This is a genomic window from Erythrobacter sp. GH1-10, assembly GCF_045363165.1.
GTDB lineage: Bacteria > Pseudomonadota > Alphaproteobacteria > Sphingomonadales > Sphingomonadaceae > Erythrobacter.
Genome location: NZ_JBJFLP010000001.1, coordinates 1,209,730 through 1,235,670, shown reverse-complemented (window position 1 = coordinate 1,235,670; position 25,941 = coordinate 1,209,730). Strand labels below are relative to the sequence as shown.

22 protein-coding genes are annotated in these 25,941 nt (G+C 64.4%); 14 read left to right on the top strand and 8 right to left on the bottom strand.

Translation table 11 applies throughout. The annotated features are described in order from the left end of the window. Window positions 1-85 precede the first annotated feature (85 nt). A complete protein-coding gene (locus ACI5KX_RS06000; protein WP_406809767.1) occupies window positions 86-2,155 on the bottom strand; it encodes a protein-disulfide reductase DsbD family protein in 2,070 nt (689 codons plus the stop codon). A gap of 64 nt (window positions 2,156-2,219) precedes the next feature. Here ACI5KX_RS06000 and ACI5KX_RS05995 point away from each other — a divergent pair, with 64 nt between their 5' ends. Then, window positions 2,220-3,446 (top strand): FAD-dependent monooxygenase, encoded by a 1,227-nt coding sequence (locus ACI5KX_RS05995; protein WP_406809766.1) that lies wholly within the window; start codon window positions 2,220-2,222, stop codon window positions 3,444-3,446. On the opposite strand, the gene ACI5KX_RS05990 is transcribed toward ACI5KX_RS05995, so the two are convergent. Genes ACI5KX_RS05990 through hemC form a run of 3 tightly spaced genes read right to left on the bottom strand, consistent with a single transcriptional unit; the run spans window position 3,443 to window position 6,000 of the window. Beyond that, window positions 3,443-4,375, bottom strand: coding sequence for a hypothetical protein (locus ACI5KX_RS05990; RefSeq protein WP_406809765.1), 933 nt, complete (start codon window positions 4,373-4,375; stop codon window positions 3,443-3,445). The genes ACI5KX_RS05995 and ACI5KX_RS05990 overlap by 4 nt on opposite strands. A 54-nt stretch (window positions 4,376-4,429) precedes the next feature. Further along, window positions 4,430-5,104, bottom strand: a complete 675-nt coding sequence (locus ACI5KX_RS05985) for a uroporphyrinogen-III synthase (protein WP_406809764.1) — start codon at window positions 5,102-5,104, stop codon at window positions 4,430-4,432. Then, window positions 5,101-6,000 (bottom strand): hydroxymethylbilane synthase, encoded by a 900-nt coding sequence (gene hemC, locus ACI5KX_RS05980; RefSeq protein ID WP_406811328.1) that lies wholly within the window; start codon window positions 5,998-6,000, stop codon window positions 5,101-5,103. Before hemC ends, ACI5KX_RS05985 begins: the two co-directional genes overlap by 4 nt. Window positions 6,001-6,077: 77 nt before the next feature. Here hemC and tsaD point away from each other — a divergent pair, with 77 nt between their 5' ends. From tsaD to ACI5KX_RS05925, 11 genes are all read left to right on the top strand, one after another. Continuing rightward, window positions 6,078-7,124 carry a tRNA (adenosine(37)-N6)-threonylcarbamoyltransferase complex transferase subunit TsaD gene (gene tsaD, locus ACI5KX_RS05975; RefSeq protein ID WP_406809763.1) on the top strand — a complete coding sequence of 349 codons (1,047 nt, stop codon included), beginning with the start codon at window positions 6,078-6,080 and terminating at the stop codon, window positions 7,122-7,124. Next, window positions 7,121-8,116 (top strand): NAD(P)H-dependent glycerol-3-phosphate dehydrogenase, encoded by a 996-nt coding sequence (locus tag ACI5KX_RS05970; protein WP_406809762.1) that lies wholly within the window; start codon window positions 7,121-7,123, stop codon window positions 8,114-8,116. The genes tsaD and ACI5KX_RS05970 overlap by 4 nt, the downstream gene beginning before the upstream one ends. Before the next feature lie 50 nt (window positions 8,117-8,166). Further along, window positions 8,167-9,666, top strand: coding sequence for a lipopolysaccharide biosynthesis protein (locus tag ACI5KX_RS05965; RefSeq protein WP_406811327.1), 1,500 nt, complete (start codon window positions 8,167-8,169; stop codon window positions 9,664-9,666). A gap of 116 nt (window positions 9,667-9,782) precedes the next feature. Beyond that, window positions 9,783-11,411: a vWA domain-containing protein gene (locus tag ACI5KX_RS05960; RefSeq protein ID WP_406809761.1), complete on the top strand. Its 1,629-nt coding sequence runs from the start codon at window positions 9,783-9,785 to the stop codon at window positions 11,409-11,411. Window positions 11,412-11,534: 123 nt separating this feature from the next. After that, the gene (locus ACI5KX_RS05955) at window positions 11,535-12,119 is read left to right on the top strand and encodes a helix-hairpin-helix domain-containing protein (RefSeq protein WP_406809760.1); all 585 of its coding nucleotides are present in this window, start codon (window positions 11,535-11,537) and stop codon (window positions 12,117-12,119) included. 82 nt (window positions 12,120-12,201) lie between these two features. Further along, a complete protein-coding gene (locus ACI5KX_RS05950; protein WP_406809759.1) occupies window positions 12,202-12,558 on the top strand; it encodes a response regulator in 357 nt (118 codons plus the stop codon). A 69-nt stretch (window positions 12,559-12,627) separates the two neighbouring features. Continuing rightward, window positions 12,628-14,565, top strand: coding sequence for an acetate--CoA ligase (gene acs, locus ACI5KX_RS05945; RefSeq protein WP_406809758.1), 1,938 nt, complete (start codon window positions 12,628-12,630; stop codon window positions 14,563-14,565). 26 nt (window positions 14,566-14,591) lie between these two features. Beyond that, entirely contained in the window at window positions 14,592-16,403 is a 1,812-nt protein-coding gene (gene ggt, locus ACI5KX_RS05940; protein ID WP_406809757.1) for a gamma-glutamyltransferase, read from the top strand. A gap of 89 nt (window positions 16,404-16,492) precedes the next feature. Continuing rightward, on the top strand, window positions 16,493-17,671 hold the full coding sequence (locus ACI5KX_RS05935) for an acyl-CoA dehydrogenase (protein ID WP_406811326.1): 1,179 nt from the start codon (window positions 16,493-16,495) through the stop codon (window positions 17,669-17,671). Window positions 17,672-17,782: 111 nt separating this feature from the next. Beyond that, a complete protein-coding gene (gene maiA / locus ACI5KX_RS05930; protein WP_406809756.1) occupies window positions 17,783-18,418 on the top strand; it encodes a maleylacetoacetate isomerase in 636 nt (211 codons plus the stop codon). Window positions 18,419-18,434: 16 nt separating this feature from the next. Further along, window positions 18,435-19,445, top strand: a complete 1,011-nt coding sequence (locus tag ACI5KX_RS05925) for a fumarylacetoacetate hydrolase family protein (protein ID WP_406809755.1) — start codon at window positions 18,435-18,437, stop codon at window positions 19,443-19,445. Window positions 19,446-19,455: 10 nt separating this feature from the next. Here ACI5KX_RS05925 and ACI5KX_RS05920 read toward each other — a convergent pair whose 3' ends face one another. Both ACI5KX_RS05920 and ald read right to left on the bottom strand, forming a co-directional pair. Further along, entirely contained in the window at window positions 19,456-20,154 is a 699-nt protein-coding gene (locus ACI5KX_RS05920) for an alternative oxidase (protein ID WP_406809754.1), read from the bottom strand. 146 nt (window positions 20,155-20,300) lie between these two features. Then, window positions 20,301-21,383 carry an alanine dehydrogenase gene (ald, locus tag ACI5KX_RS05915; protein WP_406809753.1) on the bottom strand — a complete coding sequence of 361 codons (1,083 nt, stop codon included), beginning with the start codon at window positions 21,381-21,383 and terminating at the stop codon, window positions 20,301-20,303. A gap of 306 nt (window positions 21,384-21,689) precedes the next feature. On the opposite strand from ald, the gene ACI5KX_RS05910 reads away from it, so the two are divergent. After that, window positions 21,690-23,141: an NAD-dependent succinate-semialdehyde dehydrogenase gene (locus ACI5KX_RS05910; RefSeq protein ID WP_406809752.1), complete on the top strand. Its 1,452-nt coding sequence runs from the start codon at window positions 21,690-21,692 to the stop codon at window positions 23,139-23,141. A gap of 463 nt (window positions 23,142-23,604) precedes the next feature. After that, window positions 23,605-24,198, top strand: a complete 594-nt coding sequence (locus tag ACI5KX_RS05905; protein WP_406809751.1) for a hypothetical protein — start codon at window positions 23,605-23,607, stop codon at window positions 24,196-24,198. A gap of 8 nt (window positions 24,199-24,206) precedes the next feature. Here ACI5KX_RS05905 and ACI5KX_RS05900 read toward each other — a convergent pair whose 3' ends face one another. After that, window positions 24,207-25,373, bottom strand: a complete 1,167-nt coding sequence (locus tag ACI5KX_RS05900; protein WP_406809750.1) for an alpha-hydroxy-acid oxidizing protein — start codon at window positions 25,371-25,373, stop codon at window positions 24,207-24,209. A 79-nt stretch (window positions 25,374-25,452) separates the two neighbouring features. Next, window positions 25,453-25,836 carry a thiol-disulfide oxidoreductase DCC family protein gene (locus tag ACI5KX_RS05895; RefSeq protein WP_406809749.1) on the bottom strand — a complete coding sequence of 128 codons (384 nt, stop codon included), beginning with the start codon at window positions 25,834-25,836 and terminating at the stop codon, window positions 25,453-25,455. Window positions 25,837-25,941 lie beyond the last annotated feature (105 nt).

The window sequence follows — 25,941 nt, the reverse complement described above, 5'->3', positions numbered from 1 at the left end:
GCGACCTGAAGGCCGCATCGCTGCGGGCGGGCGGTCGCCCTTGCGAACCCCTTCCGGGTTCGAGCCCGTATAAGCCTAAAAGCGTCTAGTTTGCTGCTTCAGCCCGCCCGATCAGCGTGTCGGGAGTGAGCACCTGCGGCAGTTGCTCGGCCTCCGCGCCGGGATCGTACCACAGGTAGAGCGGCACACCCGCCGCGCCGCGCTCGGTCAGGAAGGAGGTGATTTCCTCGTCGCGCACGGTCCAATCGCCGACCATCGTCAAGACACCCGCCTGCTCGAAAGCTTCCTTCACCGCGCCGCGCTCGATGGCGACGCTTTCATTGACCTTGCAGGTCACGCACCAGTCGGCGGTGAACCACACGAACACCGGCTTTCCAGAAGCGCGCGCCTCGGCCAAGGCGCCGCGGCTGAAGGCCATCGGCTCGTGGATCGATTCTGTCTTTCCAGCCATTTGTGTCTCGAAGCTCGAAGGCAGTGCGAAGGCGCCGAAGATCAGGAACGGCGCGGCGACGAGGCCGAAGGCGGGCCAAGCCATTTTGCCCGCCTGCTGCAACCGCCCGACGACGCCCAGCGCGAGCACGATCCCGAACACCATCACCAGCGCGAACAGCGCAAAGCCCTTCCCGCCGAGCTGCACCGTGAGCCAGACCAGCGCGAGCGCAGTGAGGCCCATCGGAACCGCCATGATCCTGCGGAAACGCTCCATCCACGCCCCCGGCTTCGGGAGCCTGTTGCGCAGCGCGGGGACGAAACCGATCAGAAGGAACGGCAGCGCCAGCCCCAAACCGAGCATTGCGAACAGCAGCAGTGCCAGCGGCGCAGGGAGCAGCAACGCGGCTCCGAGCGCGGCAGCCATGAACGGCCCCGTACACGGCGTCGCGGCGAAGGCGGCGAGCAGCCCGGTGGCGAAGGCTCCGCCCGGTTTGCCGCCTTGGGTGAAGCTCAGCGAAGGCAGCTCGAACAGCCCTGCGAAATTCACGGTGATGACCGTTGCGAGCACCAGCAACACGATTACGACGCCCGGCTCCTGCAACTGGAACGCCCAACCGACCTGCTCGCCCGCCGCGCGCAAGGCCAGCATCAGCGCGCCTAGCCCGACGCAGGCGAGCACCACGCCCGAGGTGTAGGCCAGCCCTTCGGAGCGCGCCTGCGCTTCGCTCTCGCCAGCGCGGGCGAGAGACAGCGCCTTGAGGCTCAGGATCGGGAATACGCAGGGCATGATGTTGAGCAGCAATCCGCCCGCCAGCGCTCCGAGAATCAGCGTCCAGAGCGGCGGCGTGGCCATGCCGACAGGGCCTGCGATGAGTTCGCCACCAGCTGGAACCTCGCCGGGTGCAGCCTCGAACCGCACGCCCGAGCCGTCTCCGAAAGCGAGGATGCCCGTGAGCGCATCGGCCTCGCCCGTCCCGTATTCGTCGAGCGGGATTTCGGCGACGAGCCTGTCTCCATCGCGCCGGAAAGTCTGTTCCGAAGCGTAAGCGACCAGCCGCTCGTTGGCGACGAAGACATGCGGCTTCGGCAAGGCAACACTCTCGGGCAGCGGGATCGTGACCCGCAGGCGCTGGCCTGCGATCTCGAATGCGCCCTCGGCATCGAGCAGCGGCGCGATCTCCGCGCGCCAGCGGGCGAAATCGCCGCCTTGCTGCGCGCGCAGCACCGCGTCCTGCGGCACGCACACCCGGTCTGTGCAGGCGAGGTATTCGACATGGCCGGTTATGTCGGGAATGCTGGGAACTTGCGCATCCTCGGGCACGCGCACCGGCACCAGCACCGCATAGGTGCCTTCGTAGATGTGGTTCATGAGGCCGGAGATCAGCAGCGTCTCGGGCACCGGATAGAGCGCTTCGCCCATCTCCCAGCCCTCGGGCAGAGCGAGCTTCAGCTGCATCCCCTGCCCCGCATCGCCGGGGTTCGACCAGTATCCGTGCCACTCCGGCCCGCTCGGGGTGAAGCGCAAAGCCAGAATCCATTCTTGGCCCGGCTGCGGCACACCTTCGGCGAACAGCTGGACCGGCATGTTCTCGTCGCCGTACCGCGCCTCAGCCGGGATATCCTGCGCCAGCGCCGGGGTCGCCAGCGCGCACATTGCAGCGAGCGCAACGAGCCATGCAGCGAAATGACGCAAAAGGGAGGGGAACATTCTTGCCTCGGACACGGCGGAACCTCTAGGCGGGACAAATGGTATTCGCAATGAACGCGAACAAGGTGACGGAAACCCGATGAACGACACACGCGACCTTCTGATCCTCGGCGGCGGTCTCGTCGGCATGACGCTGGCGCTGGCGGCGGCGAAGCAGGGGCTTTCGAGCCACGTGATCGACCGCGCCGATCCGGCCGAGCTGACCGCGGAAGGCTTCGACGACCGCGCAACGGCGATCTCGACCGCGAGCTGGCACCTGTTCCGCAATATCGGGATCGCCGACAGTCTCGAGAAATTCGCCTGCGACATCGCGAGCATTGCGGTGACCGACCAGAACAGGCCGGGCCGGATCGATTTCCAGCCCGAACCGCATGAAGGCACGCTGGGGCGGATGTTCCCGAACCGCCGTCTGCGCCTCGCGCTGTTCGAGGCGGCCGCCGACGAACCGCTTATCAACTGGGTTTCCAAGGCCGAAGTCACCGAGCGCCAGCGCAGCGAATATGGCGTCGCCGCGGTGGTTTCGGTCGATGGCGGCGAACCGCGGAAGCTCAAGGGCCGGTTGATGATCGGGGCCGAGGGCCGCCAGTCACCGACGCGCGACGCGGCGGGGATCACCATCGCCAAATGGGATTACAAGCACCGCGCGGTGATTGCCGGGCTGACCCATTCGAAACCGCACGACAATATCGCGTGGGAAATCTTCTATCCCGCAGGCCCGTTCGCACTGCTGCCGATGAACGACGATGCGGACGGCACGCACCGCTCTTCCTTGGTGTGGACCGTCTCGGAGGAAGACGGAGCTGGCGTGATGAAACTCTCCGACCGGGCATTTCTCGCAGAGGTGCAAAAGCGGATGGGCGATGTGCTCGGCGAAGTGACGAGCGTCGGCAAGCGTTCGTCTTGGCCATTGGGCTTTCACCACACCGCCAAGATCACCGGCGAGCGGCTTGCGCTGGTGGGCGACGCGGCGCACGGCATCCACCCGATCGCGGGTCAGGGCCTCAATCTCGGCCTGCGCGATGCGGCTGCCTTGGTCGAAGTGCTCACCGACGGCGCGCGGCTCGGGCTCGATCCGGGCGATGCGCAGGTGCTCAAGCGCTACGAGAACTGGCGCGGGCTCGACAGCTTCATGGTAGCGCTTGCTACCGACGGCCTCACCCGCCTGTTCGGCGTGCCGGGCAAGGCTGCCTCGGCGCTGCGCCGCCTCGGTATGGCCGGCGTGCAGCGCACCGGGCCGCTCAAGACGTGGTTCATGGACGAAGCGCGCGGCGTCTCGGGCGAGCTGCCCGAATTGCTGAAGGACTAATCGTCGCCCGCACCTTCGATCGGGCTCGGCTGGTTGATCAGATTGCCCGCTCCGTCGCGCAGCCCCCGCTGATCCAGGACCGCCGCGGTCTCGATATTCTCTAGCGCGGCCATCGCATCGCGGAACTTTTCCGCGTCGGCGATCCACGCCTCGGCCTTCTCGGCACCGGGCATATTGCGGATCTCATCGATCGCGTTCTGGTAGCGACCCTGTTCGAGCGCGTAGCGCGCGCGTTCGAGCCGCCGTTCGGGCTGCGGCGAGGGTGTGCTTTCCCGGCGGATCACGAACAGCTGCGACAGTTCGCGCTTGAAAGCCGCCCATGAAGGCCCCTCGTCGCGCTCTGCGAGCTGCGGGCCCAGCCCTTCGAGCCGGGCGAGCAGTGTGTCGAGCCGGATCGGCGGATCGGTCCGCGAGAAATTGATGATGGTGTTGACCGCGTTGGGGCGCTCGTCGCCGAAGCGCAGGCGCAGCTGGTCGGCGAGATAGCCAAGTTCGTCACCGCGCTCGATAACGCGCCGGGTCGCAAAGGCGATCAGCAGCGCCTCGGCGCGTGCGGCGTTGCCGGCAGCGGCCTGCGCCTGGAGATCCAGCCGGGCCAGCCGCTGTTCGGCCGCCGCGAGGCGCTGGTCGAGCCCGCCCTGCTGCTCGGCAAGGCCGCTCACCGCCTCGACCGCTTCTTCGGCGCTTTCGGGTTCGACATGCTCGCCGATCGGCGTCGGAGACGGCGCCAGAGTTTCGGTCGGAGAGGCGCTGGGGCTGGCCGATACGAGCGCTGCGGGCTCGTCGACTGCTGCCGGCTCCTGCGAGCCGACATTGTACCAGACGATGTAGCCGACAAGAGCGCCGCCCAGCGCGAACGACGAAACTGCCGCCAGCAACATCCCCTTGCTCGAGGACGGCTTTCGCCGACTGCCGTATTTCGAAGCCATATTTCCCGTTCTAAGACCCGATTTGTGCGCCTTTCGGCGCTTCCCACCGACGCATTATTGGCACAAGCCGCGCACCATGGCCAGCAGGTCGACGTCGTTGGGGCGCGGCGAAACGTGGATAGCGCGCCATTCCTTGCCCGCCGCTGAAGCGATGCGAGGACCGAGCACCGCAATCTCGATGCCGGAGCGGGCGATCCCGAGCCGGGCGCATTCGGCGGCAAAATGCTCCGCGGCGGCGGCGGAATGGAGGAGGACGATCAAGCGTCCGGTGTTCCCCGCGAACATCGCGGCGTCGAGCGGCAAGGCAACGCTTTCGTAGGCGATCACGGTTTCGAAGCTCACTCCCTCGGGCGGCGTCAGCGGGACGTGCTCCGCCCCTGCGATACGCAGCAAGCGTACAGGCGGCTCGACGGCATCGAGCACGCCCTGCAAGCCCCCCGAACCGACCGAAGCGATAGAAAAGCCAGCCGCGCGCGCAGCGCTTTCAGTCGATTTTCCAACCACGTATGCGGGTTTTCGGAGAAATGCCTGCAGGTTTTCGCCGCCATGCCGTATCGCGTTGGCACTGCCGATCAGCAGTGCGTCGAAGCGTTCGGGATCGGGAACATCCCAATCCAGGCCACGGATCTCGAACAACGGCGTGCCGGTGATCTCGAGCCCCAGGTCCCGCCCCGCATTCAGTGTCGCGGATAGCCCCGGCTCGGGCCGGATGGCGATGACCTGGGTCACGCGCTTTGCTGGAACAGCTTTGTGATCGCGGGGGAGGCCCGGTCGAGCAGGTCGGCGGCGAGCGCCTTCACCGAAGCGTGATCTCCGCCCGAGAGGCTGGCCGTGCCCTCGACCCGTTCCGACCCGTCGGCGCTGAACAGGGCGGCACGCATCGTTCCGCCCTCGCACAGCACTGCAACCGGCGAATGGCAGGTACCGCCAAGCTCGGCGAGAAGCGTACGCTCTGCCTCGAGCTCGGCGCGGGTGGCGGCATGGTCGATCGCCGCGAGCGCCTCGGTCGCGGCCTCGTCATCCACGCGGCATTCGATCACAATCACGCCCTGCGCCGCAGCAGGAATCCATTCTTCGCTTTCCAGCGGGTTGCCGACATCGCTTTGACCGAGCCGTTCAAGACCGGCAGCGGCAAGGAACGTCACATCGGCCTCGCCCGCATCGAGCTTGCCGAGCCGGGTCGCGACATTGCCGCGAAAGGTCACCACCGTGCAGTCAGGGCGCAAGTTGAGCAGCTGCGAAGCGCGGCGCGGCGCACTGGTGCCCACCACCGCGCCCTCGGGAATTTCGGCAATGCTTGCCGCCCCCACCAGCGCATCGCGCCGGTCGGCGCGCGGCAGGCACGCGGCGAAGTGGAGTTCCCCCGGACGGATCGTCTCGACATCCTTGGCCGAGTGGACCGACGCGTCGATCTTTCCCTCGGCCAGCCACACATCGAGTTCCTTGGTCCACAGCGCCTTGCCGCCGATCTCGGACAGCGGGCGGTCGAGCACTTTGTCGCCACTCGCGGTCACGGGGACCAGTTCGACCTGCTCCTCGCTCCAGCCGTGTGCGGCGCACAGCCGCTCGCGCGTCTCCACCGCCTGCGCCATCGCCAGCGGCGAATTGCGCGTCCCCAACCGCATTTTCACGGCTTCTGCTTGTGTATTAGTTCCCATCGCTGTGCTTGCCCTAGCCCGCGCATCAACTAGATGGAAGCGTGATGGGATCGGATAGGCACATTGTCCTCGGGATTGAATCGAGCTGCGACGAGACGGCGGTGGCGCTGGTCGCGAGCGACCGGACGATCCTCGCCCAGCGTATCGCCAGCCAGGAAAAGGAACACGCGCCCTATGGCGGCGTGGTTCCCGAGATCGCCGCCCGCGCGCACGCAGAGCGGCTCGCGCCGATGCTCGAAGCGGTGATGGGCGATGCCGGGATGGAACTGGCGGACGTCGATGCGATTGCCGCGACCGCCGGGCCGGGTCTTATCGGCGGGGTGATGGTCGGCCTTGTGAGCGCCAAGGCGCTGGCGATGGCAGCCGACAAACCGCTGATGGCGATCAATCACCTGGAGGGTCACGCGCTCTCGCCGCGCCTTGCCGACGCAAATCTCGAATTTCCTTACATGCTGCTGCTCGTAAGCGGCGGGCATTGCCAGATCCTCAGCGTCGAAGGGGTCGGCGAATATCGCCGCCTCGCCACCACCATCGACGATGCGCTGGGCGAGGCGTTCGACAAGACCGCGAAGATCCTCGGCCTTGGCTATCCCGGCGGTCCGGCGGTCGAGAAACTGGCGCGCGAAGGCGATCCCGAAGCGGTCCCCCTCCCCCGCCCGATGAAGGGCAGCGCCGAACCGCATTTCTCCTTCGCGGGACTGAAGAGCGCGGTGCTGCGGGCGGTCGAAAGCGGCGAGTACACTCGCGCCGATATTGCCGCCAGTTTCCAGCAGGCGGCGGTCGATTGCCTGATCGACCGGCTCGAAAAGGCGCTTCGCGAGACCGGTCAAATGCCCGCGCTCGTCGTCGCCGGCGGTGTCGCGGCGAACATGACGATTCGGGCCGCACTTGAAGAGCTTGCCGAACAGCACACGATGCGCTTCGTGGCGCCTCCCTTGGCGCTGTGCACCGACAACGCGGCGATGATCGCCTGGGCGGGATGCGAGCGCCTGCCGCTCGACCAATCCGACCCGCTCGATTTCAAGGCGCTGCCGCGCTGGCCGCTCGATCCCGAAGCGGAAGCGGTTCGCGGTGCAGGAGTGAAGGCATGAGCCAGACGATCGGAGTTATCGGCGCAGGCGCATGGGGCACCGCCCTTTCGCAGATGCTCGCGAGCGACGGACGCACTGTGGTGTTGTGGGCATTCGAACCGGAAGTGGTCGAAGCAATCAATTCGCAGCGCCGCAACCCGATCTACCTGCCCGGCGCCGAACTCGCGGCGACGATCCGTGCAACGGGAGATCTCGCCGAACTTGGCGCGCTCGATATCGTCCTCTCGGTCACGCCCGCACAGGTGCTCGGAAAGGTCCTCGGCCAGCTTCCGCAGGCCCCGCGCGACCTGGTGCTGTGCTCGAAGGGTATCGAGGCGGGGACCAAGCGGCTGATGAACGATGTGGCGCGCGAGGCTTCTCCCGGCAGCGCGATCGCGGTGCTATCCGGCCCGACCTTCGCGCACGAAGTCGCCGCCGGGCTGCCAACCGCCGTGACGCTCGCCTGTGAAGGCGGCACCGAACAGTGGGAACGCCTTTCTCCTGCCATCGCGCGCGCCGCGTTCCGCCCCTACTACACCGATGATGTGACCGGCGCAGAGATCGGCGGCTCGATCAAGAACGTTCTGGCGATTGCCTGCGGCGTGGTCGACGGGCTGGAGCTCGGCCAGAACGCGCGCGCCGCGCTCATTGCGCGCGGCTATGCCGAGATGCTGCGCTTCGGCGAAACTCTCGGCGCGCGGGCAGAGACGCTCGCAGGGCTATGCGGCCTTGGCGATCTCGTGCTCACCTGCTCCTCGACCTCGAGCCGCAATTTCTCGCTCGGCAAGGCGCTGGGTGAAGGCAAGAGCGCCGCCGAACTGATGGCCGACCGCCACACAGTCGCCGAAGGTGCCCACACCGCTCCGGTGCTTGCCGAACTCGCCGAAGAGCGCGGCATCGCCATGCCGATCACCGTGGCGGTGAACGCCATCCTCGATGGCCAGCCGCCGCGCGACGTCGTCGCCGAATTGCTCGCCCGTCCGCTCAAGGCCGAGCAGGAATCCGACGCGTGAGCTCCACGACGCCACCTGCACAACCCGAACCCGCAAAGGGCGGCGACGATATGGCGACGCTCGCCAGGGGCGGTCGCACCAATACGCTGGGCTTCGTCATCCGTCTGCTCGGCAACATCCCCTTCCTGTTCATCGGCTACCGCCTCTACGGCGTCGACGACATGGGCCGCTTCGCCGCCGCCTTCGTCATCATCGAAATCTTCGCGCTGATCTGCGCGCTCGGGGAAAAGCGCGGCCTCGCGCAACGCCTGACCGAAGGCGCCGAGGAAGAGGGCGTGCCGCAATCGAACCTCGTATTCGACGGGATGCTGGCTTCGCTTATCGTATCGCTGGCGGCGATGGCGATCCTCCTGGTCTTCCCGGTCATCATCTTCCCGAGCGGCACGAGCAGCGATTTCGACATGTGGATGGTCGCGGCGATTCCCGCCTTTGCGCTGACCGAGATCCTGCTCGCCGCGCAGGCCTATCGCTACGATATCGCCACCACGGTTCGCGCCCGCGCCGTCGTCGAGCCGTGGACCCGTTCGATCGCGGTCGGAGCGCTGTTCTTCGTGCCCGGCCTCAGCGAAGGGGGACTGGCGCTGGCCTTTCTCGCCTCGATCTACGCCGCGCTGCTGGTCGCGCTGTGGTCGTTCCTGAGAACCTACAGCCTGCCCAAGGCGTGGCGTCCGCGTCCTCGCTATCTCGGCAAGATGGCCGTGCGCTCGCTCCCGCTCGTCGGGGCTGACGTGATCGAACGTGGCACACGGCTGCTTGACGTCTTCCTCCTGGGCCAGTTCACCACGCCCGCCGCCGTCGGCATCTACTTCTTCGCCAAGGAAATCGCGAGCCTGCCGCAAAAGCTCAAATCCTCGTTCGAGCCGATCCTGTCGCCGGTGATCACCAAGAATCTCAAGATCGGCAACATGGAGGCGATCGCCGCGCAGGTGCGGCAGGTGGGCTTCTGGATCATCGCCCTGCAGCTCGGCATTGCGCTGATGATCGCGATTCCCGGCGAGGCGGTGATGGGTCTCGGCGGCCCCGCGATCGTCGGCGGCACCGGCGCGCTCGCGCTGTTGCTCGCGGCGGAGGTCGTGGCCTCGATGGCGGTCGTGTCGGAAAGCGTGCTCGTCTACATCGCGCGCAAGCGGAACCTCGCAATCTCGGTCGGGATCATCACGCTGCAGGCTGTGCTCACGGTCGCGCTGATCCTGCTCGCGCGGCACCTGGAACTCGGCGAAGGTTTCATGGCGGCAGGTGCGGCGGCGGCGTTGTTCGTCGCGCTGGGCGTGTCGAGCCTCGTCAAGTCGCTCGTGCTCAAGACCTTGCTCAAAGCGCCCGTCTCGAATTGGCGCTGGGCACTGGTGTGGGCGACCGGTCCGGCGGTCGTGGTCGGCTTCCTGTTCACCCTGCTGCCCGAATGGGCCGAGCTGTTGTTCGGCGTTCCGGCGATCCTGGGCACTTACCTGATCGTCATCTGGAAACGCGGTTTCGATGATGCGGACAAGGTGCTTTTCCGAAAAAATGTTGTTCCCGCCGAACCGCCACCGGAGCCGGTCAAACCCGTTTGATTTCCGGTGCTTATCCGCCAAAAAAGACCAACATTTCACCGCCCCTACAGGGCGTTCAGTCGCTATTCACGGCCCTCGGCAAAATCTCGTCCCCGGGTAATTCGGGGAGATCGAGAATGCGTTTTTCAAACCTCGCGGGCGTTGCCATCCTGAGCGCACTTGTAGCGGCCTGCGCCTCATACGAAGCGGCACCGCCGCCACCGCCTCCCCCACCGCCGCCACCCCCTGCAGCGGCTGCCTCGCCTCTCAAGGTCACGGCTTCGCGTTTCGCGAATGCCGAGTCTGCTGCGGTAGGCAGGCGCGGAATGATCGGCATCCCGCCCGTCGTCGTCCCCACCGATCCCGGCCGCGAGCAGTATGACGGCGAGGAGGTATCGCCGGTCAAGCTCACCAGCACCGAACCGGTCAGCACCTTTTCGGTCGATGTCGACACCGGCGCCTATGCCAACACGCGGCGGTTCCTCAGCCAGGGCATGATGCCGCCCAAGGCGGCAGTGCGGACCGAGGAAATGATCAATTATTTCCGCTACGATTACGACAAGCCCGCAGACCGTTCTCAGCCGTTCACCGTCACCACCGATATCGCGAAGACGCCGTGGAACGAGGACACCTACCTGATGCGCATCGGCCTGCGCGGCTACGATATCGATGCGGAAGAGCGCCCGCCCGCGAACCTCGTGTTCCTGATGGACGTTTCGGGCTCGATGGGCGCGCCCGACAAGCTGCCGCTAGTCAAGACTGCGCTCTCCGGCCTTGCGGGTGAGCTGGGCGAACAGGACCGCGTCTCGATCGTCGTCTATGCCGGCGCGGCGGGCCTTGTGCTCGAGCCGACCAACGACACCGGGAAGATCCGGCGCGCGCTCGAACAGCTTTCCGCGGGCGGATCGACTGCTGGCGGCGCTGGCATCCAGCTGGCCTACAACATTGCCGAGGACAATTTCATCGAGGGCGGCGTCAACCGCGTGATCCTTGCCACCGACGGCGATTTCAATGTGGGAATTTCCGACCGCGACGCGCTGGTCGAACTGGTCGAGAAAAAGCGCGACACCGGCATCACGCTGACCACGCTCGGCTTCGGGACCGGCAATTACAACGAAGCGATGATGGAGCAGATCGCAAACAAGGGTAACGGCAACTACGCCTATATCGACAGCGCGCTCGAAGCGAAGAAGGTGCTGGGCGACGAGATGTCGAGCACACTCTTCACCATCGCCAAGGACGTGAAGATCCAGGTCGAATTCAACCCGGCGCATGTCAGCCAGTATCGCCTCGTCGGTTACGAGAACCGCATCCTGCGCGAAGAGGATTTCGACAACGACAGGGTCGATGCGGGCGATATCGGTGCGGGCCACCAGGTTACCGCGATTTACGAGATCGTGCCGACCGGGACGAAGGGCTGGATCGCGCCACGCCGGTATGGCCAGTTCCCCGAAGCGAACATGCACAAGCGGCTTCCCGAAGTCGCGCATGTCAAGCTGCGTTACAAGCTGCCCGATGGCGACACCTCGCGGCTGATCGATACGATCGTCTATGCCGATGATCTGAATGGGGCACGCAGCCCGCGAGGCGACTTTGCCTTCGCCGCAGCGGTCGCGGCCTTTGGCCAGGTCCTGCGCGGCGACGAGCTGATGATGGGGTTCGATCACGACGATATCGGCGCGCTTGCCGGAAGCCAGGACAATTACTGGCGACAGGAGTTCCTGCAACTCAATGCGCTCGCTGCGGGAATGCGCTCCGGCGGCTGATCGCGGCCTTGCTGCAACCATTCGGGCCGGTGTCCGTTAAGCGGTCACCGGCCCTTTTGCATGCGCGATTGCCGCTGCTAAGGGGCCGCCGAAACCAAACTCCTTTTCCAGAGGCCACCCTCCATGACGCTTGCTCAAATGCTTCCCTATATCCTCGTCGCCATCGCCGTTCTCCTCGTGGTTTTCGCCTTCGTTTTCTTCGGCGGGCGCCGGACCAAGGTGGTGGACCAGACGAAGGGCGACGTGCTCGATGAAGGCGCCGAGCGCGCCCGGCGCAACCAGGCGTTGATCGATGCCCCGCGCTCGGTTGCGCAGGATATCGGGCAGACATCGGCCAATGCCAATTCGGATACGATCGCCGCTGCCGGAGCCTCCGCGGACGCGGAAGCCGGCGCCAGTGTCACCCCGTCCATGCCCGAACCCGCACCGGCTCCGGCTCCGGCTCCGGCTCCGGCTCCTACCGGCGAAGCGGACGACCTGAAACAGATCAAGGGCGTCGGACCGAAGCTCGTCACGATGCTCGCCGAACAGGGGGTCACGCGGTTCGAACAGATCGCCGCCTGGACCGCTTCCGACATCGAACGAATCGACGCGACACTCGGCCGGTTTTCGGGCCGGATCGAGCGCGATCAGTGGGTCGAGCAGGCAAAACTGCTCGCTGCGGGCGATTCAGAGGGCTTTTCGGAAAGATTCGGCCAGAATAAGTGATCTTGATAGGAACATAATTGTCCAAGCTGTGTTACACACTCAGTCCGGGATCAGAAAAATAAGTCCGGGTTGGGAGGACAGCATGAGTCACAGAATTCTGGTCGCGGAAGATGAAATGATCGTCGCGTTCGACCTTTGCGATACCGTTGAGGAAGCCGGGTTCGAAGTCCAGGGGCCCCACGCAGGCATCTCGGATGCGATGCTCGCTTTCCAGAAGCAGAAGCCCGATCTCGCGATCCTCGATATCCAGTTGAACGACGGCAACGTGTTCAACTTCGCGCAGAAGCTCGCGGACGAGAATGTTCCGATCATCTTCCATTCTGGCCGCCATTCGAGCGAAGAGGTCGAGGCCCAGTTCCCGGGCGCGACCACGCTCGCGAAGCCCTGTCCGCCAGCCGACATGATCCAGGCGATGAACAAGGTGCTCGACGCCGCCTGAGGCAAGTCCGCGCTTTTCTCGGACGCCCCCAGCCCCTAGTCTTTCTGCGAAGAGAGACAGGAGACATTCGTGACTCAAGAGATATTCCCCGTGCCCGAGGAATGGGCGCGCACAGCCAAGATCGACCCGGCCAGGTACGACGCAATGTATGCCCGTTCGGTGGACGATCCCGAGGGCTTCTGGCGCGAGGAATCGCAGCGGATCGACTGGATCGAACCGTGGCAGACGCTCAAGGATGTGAGCTACCACGAAGCCGATTTCCGCATCGGCTGGTTCCTCAGCGGCAAGCTCAATATCTGCGCCAACGCGCTCGACCGGCATCTCGATACGCGCGGAGATGTGCCCGCAATCCTCTGGGAGCCGGATCACCCCGATACACCCGGTCGCACCCTCACCTATCGCGAGCTCTATGCCGCGGTCTGCGCATTCGCCAATGTCCTGAAGGCGCACGGCGTCACCAAAGGCGACCGGGTGACGATCTACCTGCCGATGGTGCCCGAAGCGGTGATCGCCATGCTCGCCTGCGCGCGGATCGGAGCGGTGCATTCGGTAGTGTTTGCGGGCTTCTCCCCCGATGCGCTCGCCGGGCGCATCGAGGACTGCAAATCCGATATCGTCATCACCGCCGACGAAGGCTTGCGCGGCGGCAAAGCCATTCCGCTCAAGGCCAATGTCGACGCCGCGCTCGAAAAGGCTCGGGCGAAGACCGTGATCGTCTACCGCCACACCGGCGGCGATGTTGCCATGAAGGACGGGCGCGACGTGTGGTGGCACGATGCCATTGCCGACGCCTCTGCCGAGTGCGAACCCGAGGTGATGGACGCGGAGGACCCGCTCTTCATTCTCTACACCTCAGGCTCGACCGGCAAGCCGAAGGGCGTGCTCCACACCACCGGCGGCTATGCGGTTTGGACCAGCATGACGCACGAATACGTGTTCGATTACCGGCCAGGCCAGGTCTACTGGTGCGCCGCCGACGTCGGCTGGGTCACCGGGCACAGCTACGTCGCCTACGCCCCGCTCATCAACGGCGCGACGCAGGTCATGTTCGAAGGCGTGCCCAATTATCCCGATCACTCGCGCTTCTGGCAGGTGGTCGACAAGCACAAGGTCGAGATCTTCTACGCCGCGCCTACCGCCTTGCGCGCACTCATGCGCGAAGGTGACGAGTACGTCACCCGCACCGACCGCTCTTCGCTAAGGCTGCTCGGATCGGTCGGCGAGCCGATCAATCCCGAAGCGTGGGACTGGTATCACCGCGTCGTCGGCGAACGGCGCTGCCCGATCGTCGATACGTGGTGGCAGACTGAGACCGGCGGCGCGATGATCACCCCCCTCCCCGGCGCGACCGACCTCAAGCCCGGCAGCGCGTCGAAGCCGATGTTCGGTGTGAAGCCCGCGCTGGTCGATCCCGAGAAGGGCACTATGCTCGAAGGCGCGACGGCGGGCGCGCTCGTCATCACGGATAGCTGGCCGGGCCAGATGCGCACCGTCTATGGCGATCACGATCGCTTCTTCCAGACCTATTTCAGCCAGTATCCCGGGTACTATTTCACCAGCGACGGCTGCCGCCGCGACGAGGACGGGTACCACTGGATCACCGGCCGGATCGACGATGTCATCAACGTCTCGGGCCACCGCATGGGAACCGCCGAGATCGAAAGCGCATTGGTCGAACATGAGAAGGTTGCCGAAGCCGCGGTCGTCGGGATGCCGCACGAGGTCAAGGGACAGGGCATCTACGCCTATGTCACGACCATGGAAGGCGTCGAGGATAATGACGACCTCCGCAAGGAACTGGTGCAGTGGGTCCGCAAGGAAATCGGCCCGATCGCCACGCCCGACGTCCTGCAATTCGCGCCCGGCCTGCCCAAGACCCGTTCGGGCAAGATCATGCGCCGCATCCTGCGCAAGATCGCCGAGAACGACACCGGCAATCTCGGCGACACATCGACCCTCGCCGACCCTGCCGTGGTCGACGACCTGCTCGCCAATCGACCCAAGTGAAATCCGGATTTCCGAGGACTGACCCAATGAAAAAGCTTGTCGCGGCCTGCGCCGCCCTGACCCTGCTCGCGCTGCCTACCCATGCGCAGGAGAGCGAAAGCAACGCCGAGGAAGCGCGTCCGGTCGGCGAGCAGATCGGCGCGGGCGGCAGGCCCGTAGGCGCGATCTGGAGCCGCAGCCCGGTCCACGCGCAGCACGGAATGGCTGCGACCGCCCACCCGCTGGCGACGCAAATCGCGCTCGATGTACTCAAGGACGGCGGCAACGCAGTCGACGCAGCCATCGCCGCCAACGCGGCGCTCGGGCTGATGGAGCCGACCGGCAACGGCATCGGCGGCGACCTGTTTGCTATCATCTACGATCCCAAGACCGACAAGCTCTACGGTATCAACGGTTCGGGCCGCTCTCCGAAGGGGCAGACGCTCGATCAGCTCAAGGCGAAGATCGGCGATAGCGACAGCATTCCCGCCTTCGGCCCGCTTCCGGTCACCGTCCCCGGCACAGTCGATGCGTGGTTCACGATGCACGACCGCTTCGGCAAAATGCCGATGGACGACATTCTCGCGCCAACGGTCAAATACGCCCGGGAAGGCCACCCGGTCGCTCCCATCATCGGCGCATACTTCGCAGGAAACCTGCGCCGGTTCGAAAGCGTGCTGGAAGAAAGCCCGTTCGACTTCTCCAATGCCCGCGAAACGTGGTTCGCCGATGGACCGCCCGAAGCCGGAGAAATCTTCACGAACCCGGACCTCGCCAAGACGCTCGAAACGATCGGGCGCGAAGGCCGCGACGCCTTCTACGAAGGCGAATTGGCGCAGGTGATGGTCGATTACCTCCAGCGGCAGGGCAGCGCCTACTCGCTCGAAGACTTCGCCAGCCACGAGAGCACATGGGTGGAACCCGCCTGCGTCACCTATCGCAAGGGCTACGAACTGTGCGAGCTTCCCCCCAACGGCCAGGGTTTCGCGGCACTGCAAATGGTCAACATCCTCAAGAATGTCGACCTCACCCAATGGGAGCGCGGCAGCCCCGAAGTCATCCACTACATCACCGAGGCGAAACGTCTCGCTTATGCCGATGTCGCGCGTTTCTATGCCGATCCCGATTTCTACCCGTTCCCGATGGAATTGCTGACCGACGAATACGGCAAGAAGCGGTTCGCGCTGATCGACCCGACCCGCGCGACGCCCGAATTTCAGCCGGGAACGATCGAGGTCGAACCCAAGCTGGAGGGTGAAGGCGACACCACCTACCTGACCGTTGCCGACAAGGACGGGATGATGGTGAGCCTGATCCAGTCGAATTATCGCGGCATGGGCTCGGGCATGACGCCCGACGGGCTCGGCTTCATGTTCCAGGATCGCGGCGAGCTTTACAGCCTCGATCCGGCGCATCCCAACGCTTACGAGCCGAACAAGCGCCCGTTCCAGACGATCATTCCCGCTTTCGTGAAGAAGGATGGCAAGCCGTACATGACGCTCGGCCTGATGGGCGGCGGAATGCAGCCGCAGGGCCATGTGCAGGTGCTGATCAACATCGTCGATTACGGCATGAATTTGCAGGAAGCGGGCGATGCCGCACGGATCAATCACACCGGTGGTCGCCAGCCGACCGAGCCGCTGAGCGGTCCAGCCGAAGATCCGCTTGGCACGCTCAATGTCGAGCCAGGCATTCCGGCGGAAACAGTCGCGGCGCTCGAAGCGATGGGGCACAATGTCCGCGTGGTCGATAACGGGGTCATGTTCGGCGGCTATCAAGCGATCGCCCGCGACCCCGAGAATGGCGTCTACACCGGAGCGACCGAAATGCGTAAGGACGGTCAGGCGCAGGGTTACTGATCCCCGCGCTGCCGCACACCCCCTTGCCCCTCGTGGCGCAAGCTGCGAGAGGGATGATGAATTAGTTTCAGGAGTAACCAATGGCCGAAATGGTGCCATTCAACTGGGAAGACCCCTTCGACCTCGAAAGCCAGCTGACCGAGGACGAGCGGATGATCCGCGATACGGCGAATGCGTTCGCGCAGTCCGAGCTTCAGCCGCGCGTGATCGAGGCGTTTCGCGATGAAGTGGACGCGCCTGAACTCTTTCCGCTGATGGGCCAGGCGGGCCTGCTCGGCGCGACGATCCCCGAAGAATATGGTGGGGTCGGCGCAAGCTACGTCGCCTACGGCCTGATCGCGCGCGAGATCGAGCGGGTGGACAGCGGCTATCGCTCGATGGCTTCGGTGCAATCGAGCCTCGTAATGCATCCGATCCATGCTTTCGGCTCGGAAGAACAGCGCCGGAAGTATCTCCCCGGCCTCGCTTCGGGGGAACTGATCGGCTGCTTCGGCCTGACCGAACCCGATGCCGGTTCCGACCCCGCAGGCATGAAAACGCACGCGAAGAAGGACGGCGACGGCTATGTCCTCAACGGGTCGAAGACGTGGATTTCGAACTCGCCCTTCGCCGATGTCTTCGTCGTCTGGGCGAAGTCGGAAGAACATGGCGGCGGGATTCGCGGCTTCGTGCTCGAAAAGGGGATGAAGGGGCTTTCCGCGCCCAAGATCGAAGGCAAGATTTCGCTGCGCGCCTCGACCACCGGCATGATCGTGATGGACGATGTGAAGGTCGGTGCCGACGCGCTGCTGCCCGAAGTGCAGGGGCTCAAGGGACCGTTCGGCTGCCTCAACCGCGCGCGCTACGGCATCAGCTGGGGTGCGATGGGGGCGGCGGAATTCTGCATGCACGCCGCGCGGCAATACGGGCTCGACCGCAAGCAATTCGGGCGCCCGCTGGCCGCGACTCAGCTGTTCCAGAAAAAGCTGGCGGACATGATGACCGACATATCGCTCGGCCTGCAGGCGTCCCTGCGCGTCGGCCGGTTGATGGACGAAGGCCGCTTCGCGCCGGACATGATCAGCATCGTCAAGCGCAACAATGTCGGCAAGGCATTGGATGTCGCACGTCAGGCGCGCGACATGCACGGCGGCAACGGCATTTCCGAGGAATACCAGGTAATCCGCCACGCGGTGAACCTTGAGACGGTCAACACCTACGAAGGCACGCACGATGTGCACGCGCTGATCCTCGGCCGTGCCATCACGGGCATTGCGGCGTTTGCCTGATATGACCAAGCCACCCGCTCCCTCCACCCTTCCACCCGGAGCCTGCCGGGATACCATCCGGGTGGAAGGGTGGAGGGAGCGGGCGGCCCGGCACCACGTGGAAAAAACACCATGAAACTCTACGGCTACTATCGGAGCTCGACCTCCTATCGCCTCCGCATCGCGCTGGAGCTGAAGGGACTCGATTACGAGAACGTGCCGGTGAACCTGCTCACTTCCGAGCAGAAGGGCGAGGATTTCACCAGCCGCAATCCGTTCGGCAGCGTGCCGATGTTAGAGGCCGACGGGCGCGACCGTGCGCAATCGATGGCGCTGCTCGAATGGCTCGACGAGGCCTATCCGGACAAGCCGCTGCTGCCTTCGGACATCGAGGACCGCTACACCGTGCGCGAGCTCGCCTATGCGATCGCGACCGAAATCCACGCGATCAACAACCTGCCGGTGCTCAAGTATCTCAAGAACCCGCTCGGCCACCCGCAACGGGTGATCGATCACTGGTATCGCCACTGGCTCAAGCGCACGCTCGGACCGGTGGAAGAGCGGCTGAAGCAGCTCGATGCGGGCGATTTCCTGACCGATCGTCCCGGCATGTTCGAAGCAGTGCTGATCCCGCAAATCTACAATGCGCGGCGGTTCCACTACGACCTGTCGGAAAGCCCGCACATCTGCCGGATCGAAACCGCTTGCCTCGCGCTTCCCGAATTCCAGCGCGCGCACCCAAACAACCAAGCAGACAACCCGGAATAAGAAAGGCTGAAGCCTCATGAAACTCGCAACGCTCAACGATGGAACCCGCGACGGCAAGCTCGTCGTCGTCTCGAAAGACCTCACCCGCTGCTGCGCCGCGGGCTACATCGCTCCGACGATGCAGGCCGCGCTCGACAACTGGGCGCGGGTCGCACCCGAACTCGAAGTGCTGGCGCGCGATGTCGAGCACGAGGCGGTGCCGTGCGAGCGTTTCCATGAGCGGCAGGCGCATTCCCCCCTGCCCCGCGCCTACCAATGGGCCGATGGCAGCGCCTACATCAATCACGTCGAACTGGTGCGCAAAGCGCGCGATGCCGAAGTGCCCGAAAGCTTCTATCACGATCCGCTGATGTACCAGGGCGGCAGCGACGGTTTCCTGCCGCCGCGCGCCGACATCCCGCTCGGCGACACCGCATGGGGCTGCGACATGGAAGGCGAAGTCGCGGTCGTGGTCGACGACGTGCCGATGGGCGTCAGCGTCGAGGATGCGGCAAAGCACATCAAGCTCATCATGCTGGTCAACGATGTGAGCCTGCGCGGCCTGATCCCGGGCGAGCTCGCCAAGGGATTCGGGTTTTTCCAGTCCAAGCCGGCGAGCGCCTTCTCGCCCGTCGCAGTGACGCCCGACGAACTGGGCGATGCGTGGAAGGACAATCTCATACACCTGCCCTTGATGGTCGATTACAACGGCGAGCCCTTCGGCCGCGCCGAAGTCGGCGTGGATGCGACGTTCAACATGGCGCAGCTGGTGGCGCACGCCGCCAAAACGCGCAGCCTGTGCGCGGGCTCGATCATCGGATCGGGCACGATCTCGAACAAGGGCGAAGATGGCGGCCCCGGCAAGCCGGTGGCCGATGGCGGGCTCGGCTATTCATGCATCGCCGAAATCCGCATGATCGAGACGATCCGCGACGGCAAGCCGAGCACCCGGTTCATGGAGCCGGGCGATACGGTGAAGATCGAAATGCGCGACGCCGACAACCACTCGATCTTCGGTTCGATCGAGCAAGAGGTCGTGCAGGCCTGAGCACCCAGCCCTAATACTCCGCCAGCGACCGGCGCGGTTCGCGGGTTTGATCGCGGCGCTCGTCGATCATGTCGACGAAGCAATGGTTCACGTCACGGTGCTCGGCCTCATCGGCCCGCACCGCGATGATGACATCGCGCAGCCGCGCATTGCCGGGCAATTGCCAGTAATCGATCGCGATCTGCGGCGCGGGCACATTCTCGTGTCGGCCTGCATCGACCTCGGCGAGATATTGCGTGTAGCTGATCACCGCCTCTTCCTCGAAATAGCCGACGACGCGGTGCGCAGTGCGCGGCGCGAAGAGGTAGAGGAAGAAATAGAAGTTGTAGAAGATCAGCTGCACCGCGACGATCAGAGCGCGCTCGAACCGGCTTGGCTGCGCGATCTCGATGAAAGTCATCAGGTGCATCCGCTCGTTCTCGGCTTCGTCGAGCAGAGTGCGGATCCAGCCTTCGTCATCGCGCATCTTCCTGAGCGCACTGAGATGCTGCCAAAGCCCGCCAACCATGCCGGGAACGGCAGCGACGGTCTCTAGCACCACGGCGCGGTGACCGTAGCGACTGGAAAAGAACGTATCGGCGAAAAAGCGCAGCAGCTTGACGAACGCAAAGGCGATCTTGTCGCTGCGGGTCGTCGGTTCGACATGCGCGAGCAGGTCAACGTCGGAGCGAACCTGACGAACGAGGGGACGGGAATCGAGCTGTAGCATGGGACACTCTCAAGTGGCTAGGCCCCTTCTACCCGACCCTATGTCGGACGCCCTGACCAAGCCGCCGTCGGCCCGAATGATATGCTGTATCGCGGCGCATTTCTCAATTCAAATCGGTGCAGCTTGTGTACGCTTTCCTGCAACGATCAGAACCCCAAGCTTTCGGCAACCGCTTCGTTGACGATCTTGCCCTGATGGACGTTCAGGCCCGGCTTGAGGTGCGGGTCCTCATCGCACGCCGCAATGCCCTTGTTCGCCAGCGCGAGGCCAAACGGCAGCGTCGCATTGTTGAGCGCGTAGCTCGAGGTCAGCGGCACAGCGCCGGGCATGTTGGCAACGCAATAGTGGATGATCCCGTCAACCTCGTAGGTCGGGTTTTCATGCGTGGTCGGCTTGGACGTTTCGAAGCACCCGCCCTGATCGATCGCGACATCGACTAGCACCGCGCGGTTCTTCATCAGCTTGAGGTCTTCGCGCGGCACGAGGTGCGGAGCGCTTGCGCCCGGGATCAGCACGGCACCGATCACCACGTCGGCTTCGGCGAGCGCCTGTTCGATCGTGCCGGCTGTCGAATAGCGGGTGCTGGCACGCCCCTGGAACATCTCGTCGAGCTGGCGCAGGCGCGGGAGCGACTTGTCGAAAATCTCGACATAGGCGCCCAGCCCCACCGCCATGCGCGCGGCCTGCGTGCCGACCACGCCGCCGCCGAGGACGACGACCTTGGCCGGTAGCACGCCGGGCACGCCGCCCATCAGCGTGCCGCGCCCGCCATTGCTGGCTCGCAGCGCATGCGCCCCGGCTTCGATCGACAGGCGGCCCGCAACCTCGCTCATCGGAGCGAGCAACGGCAAACCGCCACCGGGACCGGTCACCGTCTCGTAGGCGACCGCCGAAACGCCCGCGTCCATCAGGCCCTTCGCCTGGTCGGGATCGGGCGCGAGGTGGAGATAGGTGAAAAGGATCTGGCCTTCGCGCAGCTGCACCCATTCGTTCGGTTGCGGCTCCTTGACCTTCACAACCATGTCCGCGCGGGCGAAAACCTCCTCCGCACTGTCGACGATCTCCGCACCGATCGCGCGATAATCGTCATCGCTTTTGTCGATGCCGAGACCCGCCCCGCTCTGGACGATCACCTGATGCCCGGATGCGATGTATTCGCGCGCTGCCTCGGGGGTGAGGCCGACACGGAATTCCTGCGGTTTGATCTCGGTGGGTACGCCGACAAGCATGATTCTCTCCTGGGGAACTGTCGCGATGCGCCATACGCCTTGCGCAACAAAGTTTCAATTGAACCGAATACAATTGCGACTATTCTTGAAGGGTATCGAGCCCCGCCGCTTTCCTACCGGGATGCGACTGTGCCATCCGGGACGACATGCAGGATGCACGCGAGGCAAAAAATGATCTGGTGCAGTGTCAACTTCGGAATTCGTCGTTTAATCGTTCGATTCTAGAGGGTTGATACCGCGAAGGCCGGTTGACACGGTGTCAACTTCGTCACCTTCGACCGCAGTGAGAGACAAAGGAGCCCAGCAATGACAGCCTATCCCCATATCAAGATGCTGATCGGCGGCGAATGGGTTGCCGATGGCGGCGACGGGTCGATGCCGGTGGCCAATCCGGCAACCGAAGCAAAACTCGGCGATTGTCCCAAGGTCTCTGCCGAACAACTGGATGCCGCGCTCGCTGCCGCCGAAGAGGCCTTCCCCAAATGGGCGGCAACGCCGGGCGCCGAACGCCACCGCATTCTTTCCCGCGCGGCCGATCTGCTGCGCGAACGCGCGGAAGGCATCGCCCGGGTGATGACGCTCGAAATGGGCAAGCCGCACGCACAGGCGCTGGGCGAAACGACCAACGCGGCGGACCTGATCGACTTCCTCGCCGAAGAGGCAAAGCGGCAGGGCGGAAGGCTCGTGCCGGTGCGCAGCCCCAACCTGCTGCAACAGCGCGTAACGCAAGAGCCGATCGGTCCGGCCATGCTGTTCACGCCGTGGAACTTCCCGATCAACCTGCCTGCCAAGAAGCTCGGCGGCGCGCTGGCCGCAGGTTGCTCGTGCATCCTCAAGCCTGCGGAAACCACCCCGGCCTCGGCGCAGATGCTGGTCGAATGCTTCCTCGATGCGGGCGTGCCCGCAGGCACGATCAACCTCGTCTACGGCGATCCGGCGATGATTTCGCAGCATCTCATCACCGCGCCCGCCACGCGCAAGGTCAGCTTCACCGGCTCGACTGCTGTGGGCAAGCAACTGGGCGCTCTCGCAGCGCAGCACCTCAAACGCTTCACCGCGGAACTCGGCGGCCATGCCCCGGTCGTCATCGGTGAAAGCGCCGATTTCGAACGCACCGTCGCCGCCTGTGCAGCCACCAAGTTCCGCAATGCCGGGCAAGTGTGCGTCTCCCCCACCCGGTTTCTGGTCGCGCGCGGGATCTACGACAAATTCGTCGCCGAATTTGCGCAGCGGTCCGAAAAGCTGAAGGTCGGCGATGCGAGCACGGACGACGCGGTCGAGATGGGGCCGCTCGCGCATGCCGGGCGCGTCGCCGCGATGCAGGACCTGATGGGTTCGGTCGGCGGCAACGAAGGCGAAATCGTCACCGGTGGCTCCGCCATCGCCGGTAAGGGATATTTCTTCCAGCCGACAATCGTTGCAGGGCCTTCAGCCCAGAGCCGGTTGATGACCGAAGAACCGTTCGGCCCGGTCGCCGGGATCGTTCCCTATGACGATATCGAGGATGCGGTGCAGATCGCGAACTCGCTGCGCTATGGCCTCGCCGCCTATGCCTTCACCGCTTCGCTCGACGAAAGCCATTATCTCGGCAAGGCGCTGCACGCGGGCATGGTGGCGATCAACCACTTCGCGGTGGGATCGCCCGAAACGCCTTTCGGCGGAGTTGGCGATAGCGGGTTCGGTTCGGAAAGCGGGGTCGAGGGATATCTCGGCTACACCGAGACGAAGCTGGTTACGGTCGCAAAGGCAGGGGCCTGACCGCTTCCGGCGTTAACGCCACAGCCGGGCGAAAGCGTTGAAAAGCGACGTCTTCTTGGTGGGCATGGGGCGGATGCGACCGTATCGCGCTCGGCGCGAGCTTTCGTCTCCGAAACAGACTGTCCGGCCCATTGCGTCCGGACCGCTCGAAATGATGGTCGGTCGTTCCATGTATCGCGTCCCCGATTCGCGTTGTTTTCTACAGGTTAGTTAACACGAATCCTGCGGAAAACTGAGTCCGAATTGACGGATAGCGGAAATTCCTTTCCCGAATGTCAACATCGCGAATCCGTAATCCTGTGGAATTCCTTCACGCGTTGCAAATACGCCGAAGCGTGCTTTTCCTGTGCCTGCTTCCAGACAGGTTTCGAAAGCGGGATAGATAACGGGCCGCTGCGCTGGCATCGTTGCGAAGCACAAGAACCGCGGGTCGCATCCAGTCAGGTAGCAGGAGCTTGGAACGATGGGCGGTACACGGATTCCACGCGGGCAATTGGTGCCCGGATTCACGATTTGCTTCGCACCCGGATTCACGGTGGGGCGCAACGAGAACATCCTTTTTTCGATGCACCATCGCAGCGTCCTCGCGGCGGCGAACAACAACACGCAATACGCCTGCTACAACGAGGATGGCCAAGCCTACACCGGCCCCGATCCCTCCATCAGATCGACCGAACCGGTCGCAGTCATTCCCTTCTTCGTCGATGCCACGATAGCCGATCAGATTGCCGGGATGCAGCAGACCGCGCCGATCACGGGCTTCATGGCCTATTCGGGGTATACGTCGCGATCATCTGCGTCCCAGGCGCATCGTCGCGGGCAAGGCCGGTTGACCCGCGTGCCCAAGCAGATCGTCGACCAGATCGCCAATGCGCTGCGGGCCAACAGCCCGGTCCCGAGCGCGACCGGCCTGGATCAGGATTTCCGGGGCCTGCTCGAACAGGTCGACAATTTCCGCGGCTCCAATTTCGCAACGGCGATGGACCGGATTTCGAGCATCGTCATGCCGTGGCGCGACCGGGTCTTTGTCGGCTACCTCAATTTCAGGGGGCGCTGAGAGAACTCCTACCGGTCGGTGCGCTGTGCCCCTGCAGCGCGGACATCCTCCAGCGTGGGATAGCCGTTGACCGCCATCGAAAGGTCGGCTTCCGCGAGGATCGAGCGCAAGACCCACGCCGCCCCTTCCGCGCCGCCGATGGCAAGTCCATAGGTGTAGGGCCTGCCGACCCCCACCGCCCTCGCCCCGAGCGCGAGCGCCTTGACCGCGTCGGAGCCCGAGCGGATCCCGCTGTCGAACAGCACCGGCACATCGCCCGCCGCCTTCACGATGTCTTCGAGCAAGTCGATGGTCGCAATCCCGCCATTGGCCTGCCGCCCGCCGTGGTTGGAGCAATAGATCGCGTCCGCCCCGCTATCGACCGCGCGTCGGGCATCGTCGGGGTGGCAGATCCCTTTGAGGACGATCGGCATGTCGGTGACGTCCTTGAACCACTTCATGTCGTCCCAGGTCAGCACCTGCCCGAACACCTGCGCGAACATCATGATGGCAGCTTGCATGTCTTCTTCGGGCGGTTTGTCGAGCAGCGAGCGAAAAACCGGATCGCAGAAGTAATTCTGCAGCACCTTGCCGCGGAGCTGCGGGAAGTTGGAGGCGTTGAGATCGCGCGGCCGCCAGCCGGTGACCCAGGTATCGAGCGTGACGACGAGCGCCGAATAGCCTGCGTTCTCGGCGCGACCGATCAGGCTTTCGGCAAACTCGCGATTGCGGGGGGTGTAGAGCTGGAAGAAGGCGGTGGTGTCGCCGCACGCCGCCTTCACATCCTCAAGCGGATCGTTCGAGAGCGTCGAGGCACAGAAGGGCACGCCGGTCATCGCCGACGCCTTGGCCGCAGCCAAGTCGCCATGCCTGTCCTGCGTCGCCTCGCCGTTGAGCCCGATGGGGGCCATGAACAGCGGGGTCGGCAGGGTCTTGCCGAACAATTCGATCGACAGGTCGCGTTCGGCGCAGTCGACCATCATGCGCGGAACCATGCCCCAGTGATGGAAGGCAGCAGCGTTCATGTCCTGCGTGTGCTCGTCGCCGCATCCACCCGCGACGTAGTTGGTCAGCATCGGGCCCAGCGCTTCGTGCGCGCGCTGTTCAAGCGTCGCGAAATCTACCGGGAAGCGCGGAAGGTGCCCTCTCAGACCGGCATTGTAGATCTCGTTCTGCATGCCGCCGAAGTTGCTCATGGGGTGTTCTCTCCTGAATTCCTGTTTCGGAAGAGAGTGAACCAGATCGAGCTTGCGGGGCAAGCGCTTTGTCGGGGTCTCAATCGAGAGCGCGAGCGATACGCTGAACACGCGGGCGCACCCGCAGATAGCCGATGTAGAGCCATTCGAGCACGGCAAGAAACGCGCGGTTTCGCGCCAGCAATCCCAGCGGGCGCAGCAAAGGGATGGCGCGCCACATTGCAGCGAAAGCCTCCGCGCCGCTCACGATCTTGCCATCCTCTTCCGCATGGAACCGCTCGAGCAGGCGCCCCTGGTCGATCGGGCAGGAAGGATCGTCGCCTTCGGCAACGTCGAAGAACTCGATAGCGCCCTTGCGATCAAGCCGACGCATCAAGGCAATTTCGCGCAAGCACAAGGGGCAGGCGCCGTCGTACCATATCTTTACCTTGGCCTGTGTGGGAGATTTCGGCGGCGCCTTCATGTGGCCAATGTGCGCACGCAGCGTTCATTTTCAATTGGCAAGCGGGTGACAACGGTCGTTTGGAGGCTATGAAGTCGGCGGAACGCATTTGAAATGTATTCAGGA